We start from the raw sequence: 6,433 nt of genomic DNA on the forward strand, positions 1-6,433 counted from the left end.
AAGAATGATTGCTTAATCCATTAGTAGGAGGTGGAAAAATGGGATATTTGTGGATTTTTTATGATCAAACCTATCAATGTCAACAATTAAGTGATGTAGAGCGTGAAGAAATAAGTATCGGTAATAAACGCAAAAATAATATTACTATTCAATCGATTGAAATGAAGCAGGATATTACGATCAAGAAGTATCAAACACCTGCCGACGGATTAGAAATTTTTCTAGGAGAGGATTCAATCGGTTATTTGAATGATAAAGTGGTAAAGTCACTTTCGATAGATCAACATGTGGTACGCATTCTATATCGAAAAGGTACCCAACACGAGAAAGTGTACTATATAGGAAACCAATCTGAAGTACACTTCCCAGTTGAACAACTTGATGAGAAGATGTTGGCATTTTCTTTAGTTAAAGTAGAGGGGAAATGGAGCATTGCACCCATAATAGAAAATGTCTATGTAAATGGAGAAGTAGTACACCAAGTTAGTGAACTATCAAGTGGAGATGTTATTTTTCATCCATATGCGATTAGTACATTAACGGAAGAAGATACCATTACTGTTTTAGCTGATCAGAGGTATCTATTACCTTTACCAGAGCTAAAAATGCCTACAACGGTCATGAAAGAAAAATATCCAAATTATCGTCGGACACCTCGGATGATGTATGACCTTCCAGATGAAAAAATAGAATTCTCTTTCCCACGAGAAGAAAGTGATCATTCAGGTCGAGGTCTCTGGATGATCGTCTTGCCACCATTAGTTATGTTAATTGTAATGGGGGTAGTAGCTCTCGTGAGACCAAGAGGTATATTTATCTTAATATCCATTGCGATGTTCACCACGACCATCATAACATCGACTGTTCAATATTTTAGAGAAAGAAAGAAGCAGCGAGAAAAAGAAGAAAAAAGACAGCGCCTTTACAAGCGTTATATGGAGACAAAACGAGAAGAACTACAGGAATTGGCTCAAAAACAACAAGATGTATTGTATTATCATTATCCATCATTTGAACGAATGAAATATTTGACACAAAGTATTAGTGATCGTATTTGGGAACGTACTAGAATTAGTAATGATTTTCTTCAATTTAGAATTGGTCGAGCGACAATACCTTCAAGTTATGATGTATCAGTGAGTAGTGTGGATATGTCCAATCAGGAAATCGATGAACTCTTAGAAAAGTCCCAAGAATTGGTGGAACATTATAAGAATGTAAGAAATGTTCCATTAGTCATTGACCTCTATAAAGGTATCATGGGAATGGTAGGTAAGCATCAGGTGGTTAAAAAGGAAATTCATCAACTTGTTGGTCAGTTAAGCTTTTTTCAAAGTTATCATGACATTCGCTTTGTCGCCATATTCCATGAGGAAGAGTATAAAAGCTGGGAATGGATGAAATGGTTACCCCACTTTCAACTACCACATGTTTATGCAAAGGGACTAATATATAACGAAAAAACACGGGATCAGCTTCTAACAACTATATATGAAATATTAAAGGAACGTGATCTAACGGAGGATAAGGAAAAGAAGCTTTTTACTCCACACTTTATTTTTATTGTAACGAATCGACAGTTGATTTCTGAGCATCTGATTTTAGAATATTTGGAAGGGATCCATACGAACATTGGAATCTCTGCTATTTTTGCTGAGGATACAAAGGAGAGCCTATCAGAAAATATTAATACACTAGTCCGATATATTGATGAAGAAAATGGCGAAATATTAATTCAAGATGGAAAGGCAGTCCATTTATCCTTTACGCTCGACCAACATTCGGTTGAAAATAATGAGCGTTTTGCAAGAATGTTAAGGTCTTTGAACCATCAATTAGGAATGAGTAACTCTATTCCGGATAAAGTAACCTTTTTGGAGCTTCTTCAAGCTAATCAGGTGTCGGATTTAACGATAGAACAGAAATGGTTAGAGAATCATTCTGCAAAATCACTAGCAGTGCCGATTGGGTTAAAAGGGAAGGATGATCCAGTATACCTTAATTTACATGAAAAAGCCCATGGTCCACATGGGTTATTAGCAGGGACGACAGGATCAGGTAAAAGTGAATTTTTACAAACATATATTTTATCGCTAGCAGTTCACTTCCATCCACATGAGGTTGCATTTCTGTTAATCGATTATAAAGGCGGTGGCATGGCACAGCCGTTTAAAAATATGCCCCATCTGTTGGGAACAATTACGAATATTGAGGGGAGTAAGAACTTTAGTAAACGTGCCCTCGCCTCTATTAAAAGTGAATTGAAGCGAAGACAGCGTCTATTTGATAAATCCGAGGTTAATCACATTAATGATTACTCATCCCTGTATAAAGAAGGAAAAGTAAAACAACCAATGCCACATCTTTTTCTTATTTCTGATGAGTTTGCGGAATTGAAGAGTGAAGAACCGGAGTTTATTCGTGAATTAGTCAGTGCAGCACGTATTGGGAGAAGTCTGGGAGTTCATTTAATATTAGCTACTCAAAAACCTGGTGGAATCATCGATGACCAGATTTGGAGTAACTCGCGTTTTAAGGTGGCACTAAAAGTACAAGATGAAAATGATAGTAGGGAAATTCTTAAAAATTCGGATGCAGCGAACATTACCATTACAGGTCGGGGATATCTCCAAGTAGGAAATAACGAGGTATACGAACTATTCCAATCCGCCTGGAGTGGTGCTCCATATGCAAAAGAAGCGTTCGAAACAGAAGATGAAATTGCTTTGGTTACTGATCTCGGATTAATTCCACTTTCAGAAGTAACGGAAGATGTTGGTGGTAACAAAGATAATCGGATAGAAATTGATGTTGTTGTGAATGAAATTATCCATGTACAAGAACGTCTACATATACCAAAAGTGGCAAGTCCTTGGCTTCCACCACTTTCCGAAAGACTACCAATACCAACGAATGAGCAACTAGACCGACATCAAATTATCATAGGATTAATGGATGAGCCTGAATTGCAAAGACAAAGCAATCATGTCTATCTGGCAATGGATGATGGAAATATCGGTATATATGGTTCTTCTGGATATGGAAAGTCAATGACATTATTATCATTCCTATTACAATTTTCTAGAAAAAACAACCCGGAGCAATTCCATATGTATGTCTTTGATTTTGGAAATGGAGCATTATTACCATTAAAGCAACTGCCACATATGGCGGATTACTTCCGGGCTGATGAACAACGAAAAATGGAAAAGTTTTTTTCAATTATACAAGAAGAAATGGAGAAACGGAAAAAGCTGTTCCAAGAACAAGAAGTTAGCAATATTAAAATGTACAATACATTAGCTTCAGTTGAACTGCCTCTCATTTTTATTACGATTGATAATTATGACATTGTAAAAGACGAATTGTTCGAACTTGAAAACAAGTTTATTCAAATTGCTCGCGATGGGCAGTCATTAGGGATTTATATGGTGATTGCAACAACTAGACCAAATGCAATGAAACAGGCCATGATGAGCAACTTGAAAACAAAAGTCGTCCATTATTTAATGGACGAATCAGAGAAATTTAATTTAGTCGGACGGACAGTTTACGAGACAGAAGCAATTCCAGGAAGAGCGTATATTAAAAAGGATGAATCTACGCTTGCACAAATCTATCTCCCTGCAATGGGTAAAAATGATGTGGAATTGCTAGAAAATATGAAACTTGATATTCAAACAATTAAAGGGATGTACAATAAATTTAACCGGCCGAAAGCAATACCAATGCTACCAGAAAAACTTGGATTTATTGTTCTAAATAAAAACTACAATCTTCGCCAATCTGAGGACCTTGTTGCTATTGGTCTTAACGAGGATACGGTTGAACCTGTCTATGTGGATTGGAAGAAAAATAAGCATTGTATTGTGATGGCTGATGGTCAAAAAGGTAAATCCAATGTCTTGAAGATTATCTTACATTCCATAGTAGAAGTGGAACATGCTAAGGTTATCGTAAGTGATTCGATGAGCCGTTCTTTATCGGATTATGCAGATGATGAGAAAGTAACTTACTTAGAATCCAAAGAGCATATCAAATTATGGGTTGAGGAAGCGGAAGAAGAATTTAGAAAGAGAGATGCTTTATACCGTGAAGCATTAAATGAACGACGAGCATCATCGCTATCTTTTCCACCATATATGCTTGTAGTGGATGGAATGGGACAATTCCAACAAAATATCGATGCAGTCATCCAGGGGAAATTGGCTAATATAATCAAAAGTTATAGCCATCTTGGCTTCCATTTCGTAGTCAGTGGAAACGTGAATGAAGTTACCAAGGGATTTGACGCTCTAACAACCGAAGTGAAGCAAATTAAACAAGTTATCCTACTCATGAAAAAGTCGGAGCAGAATCTAATAAACTTACCATATACAAGAAAAGAAACAGAAATGAAGGTCGGCTTTGGATACCTAGTCGAAAATGGAGATGCCGTTAAAATCCAGATAGCCCGATTTGATATGGAGAGGGTAAAAACTGAGTCAAAGAAAACTTTAGAAACAATTTCGATTGGTGAGAAATGACATAGTCTCGTAAATCTGAATAGTAGAGTCTTCACAAACTAGTTTGAGGCATGCTTGTTTGAAGCATGGTAGATAGGAAAGTATAAAAACTTTCCGCCGACATAAGAAAAACTACCACATTCGTTAGGGGACGAACGATTATGAGATTTTCTAACGAATACGGATAAAGAAAGAGGCTTAAGGGCTTAAGGTGGTACAAGATGAAAAAGTTTCTACTTAGTTTTGTATTAATGGTTATTTGGTTTTGGCCAATCGTGTCCCATGCAGAAGATGAGACAGTTCCTAAAGAGCAAAAGCAGCTGACATTTGAGGAAGTAGAAGCACCAAACAGTGAACAAATAGAAAAACAGTTATTTCAGACGGCTATTCGGGAAAGTAACACCATTCAAGCAAAGACAGCACAAATTGGCCTGTTTTCCAATCCAGATACTACAGTAAAAATGGAAGCAGAGACACAAACAGAAGAGGCGGCTTCTTCCATTATGGTACTAATGATTATTTCGGTGATAATAATCATCATGTTTATTTTCATACTTCCAAAGATAAAACAAAAATCCGTCTAGACATAAGGCCATACTTACTTATTGAAGTCAGTATGGCCCATATCACTAAACGAGGAATAGATATTTCGTAAGCTTGCCAATAGGAAAATTAAGCTATACCATTTGATTATTTTTTGAAGAAAAAATGGTATGAAAGAAAAGGATTTGATGAAGATGGAATTGGATTTTAAAGGACAGTTAACGAAACTTGCACTTCAAAAGGTTGACCAAATTATCCAGGGATTAGAAAAGGAAAAACAGTTAGAAGATGGATTTGCCATACGGGATTTTTATCAGCTATTTATGGAGGATAAGCAAGTACTTCAAGATATTATGGATTCCTTTCGAAAAAAAGTGACATCCTACACCATGACTAGTAAAGATATACCAATCTACTATAGCTACCAAGACCCCACATATACGATAGCTTTTCATGATAAGCAGTTTTCTCTAGATAAAGAGAATTTCAGCAAACTTTTCTCAAGTACGATTGAAATAATGCGAGATCTTTTACCACTCGGAACGGTTGTAGAATTAAATCCAGAATACTTCAAACTCGATCAACCAACATCGTCCCCTACAAAGGTTGTCATTACAGGCAGATATATCGCACCACAGAATTACAGCACTTATTTTCCTTATGCGGGAGTTGTTTATCCGCTCGGAGAGATAAGAAAAGATGCGCAAATTTATTTTACGGAGCCTTTGATTCAATCTATTGTTCATCTAGGGTATCAAGATGAAATGGAACGGGCATTCGAATTATTGATGAAGGAAGAGTTTATACTCGATAGAGATTTACAATCTATTGAGTTTTCGGGTAGCGATATGAAAAAACTTGAGAATGATTTAAAACATCAACAAGTAGGTGAATTGTAATGGGATTATATACAGCTAGTTTTTGTCATGATATTTTACATGCTGGATGGGATGCGGGGGTTATTGATAATTTACAGGATGCAATTAATGAAATCAACCAAAACTTCGGACAGATGGATTTAGAAAATGCGTCAGTATTGGAGGAAATGGAAGAAATCGTTCAGCAAATGAATACAGAGTTAGAACAATTGATTAGTAGAATTAATTCCGTTTCGTTCAGATAGTGAAGTGAGAGGGGAGTGTGGAACGTGGCCAAAGAAATTAAATTGGATCTATCCAATCTTAAATCTACTTTGAAAAAGTTAGATGCTAGTATTGATGACTTTGAGAGTTATACGACATCATTTCGAACGAGTACAATGGATAGACTAAAAGATTTTAACTCTGATTTTATTAGTAAAGTAGATGCTTTACTAGATAATATGAAGAATGATATTAATTCGGATCTGATGGAACAGCTAAGAAATATACATGCAGCTGGAGATA

5 protein-coding genes are annotated in these 6,433 nt (G+C 36.2%); all 5 read left to right on the top strand.

All coding sequences use genetic code 11. From position 1 onward, the window contains the following. The first annotated feature begins 38 nt into the window (after window positions 1–38). On the top strand, window positions 39–4,526 hold the full coding sequence (essC, locus tag K332_RS23130; RefSeq protein ID WP_051359586.1) for a type VII secretion protein EssC: 4,488 nt from the start codon (window positions 39–41) through the stop codon (window positions 4,524–4,526). A 200-nt stretch (window positions 4,527–4,726) separates the two neighbouring features. Beyond that, window positions 4,727–5,089, top strand: coding sequence for a type VII secretion protein EssA (gene essA, locus K332_RS0121575; RefSeq protein WP_026909345.1), 363 nt, complete (start codon window positions 4,727–4,729; stop codon window positions 5,087–5,089). Between the two features lie 129 nt (window positions 5,090–5,218). Next, window positions 5,219–5,947, top strand: a complete 729-nt coding sequence (locus tag K332_RS23460; protein ID WP_051359582.1) for a DUF4176 domain-containing protein — start codon at window positions 5,219–5,221, stop codon at window positions 5,945–5,947. Next, window positions 5,947–6,171, top strand: a complete 225-nt coding sequence (locus tag K332_RS0121585) for an LXG domain-containing protein (RefSeq protein WP_026909346.1) — start codon at window positions 5,947–5,949, stop codon at window positions 6,169–6,171. Before K332_RS23460 ends, K332_RS0121585 begins: the two co-directional genes overlap by 1 nt. A gap of 24 nt (window positions 6,172–6,195) precedes the next feature. Further along, a partial coding sequence (locus K332_RS0121590; protein ID WP_026909347.1) for a hypothetical protein occupies window positions 6,196–6,433 on the top strand: 238 nt, incomplete at its 3' end.

This window comes from Paucisalibacillus globulus DSM 18846 (genome assembly GCF_000482485.1).
Classification (GTDB): domain Bacteria; phylum Bacillota; class Bacilli; order Bacillales; family Amphibacillaceae; genus Ornithinibacillus; species Ornithinibacillus globulus.